Source organism: Monashia sp. HAY1-5C (genome assembly GCF_056755255.1).
This window is the reverse complement of sequence record NZ_JBPGXG010000563.1, coordinates 1-251: the sequence shown is the minus strand read 5'-3', so window position 1 is coordinate 251 and position 251 is coordinate 1. Positions and strand designations below refer to the sequence as shown.

The following is a 251-nucleotide window of genomic DNA, read 5'->3' as shown; positions in this document are numbered from 1 at the left end:
GGGGGGGTGGGGGTGGCCGGGTAGGAAACCGAGCGCAGCGTGTGGACGAACTTGGCCCAGAAGGTCTCCCCGGCCGGGTGGCCCAGACCGAGGGTCACGTAGTTCCACGAGCGCAGGTTCGCCATTTCCATCGGGTGCGAGGTCAGCAGTCCATCGCGGGCGGTGACGACGCTGCCGACCCGGGTGTCCTTGGCGTGCACATGGATGATCGAACCGCCCAGCGCCCGGATGACGGCCGGCATGTCCGTGCC

Annotated in this window: 1 pseudogene; it reads right to left on the bottom strand. The window is 69.3% G+C overall.

The features are described from left to right. Positions 1-251 (bottom strand): annotated as a pseudogene (locus ACR9ZK_RS22780) (sugar phosphate isomerase/epimerase); the annotation flags it as partial.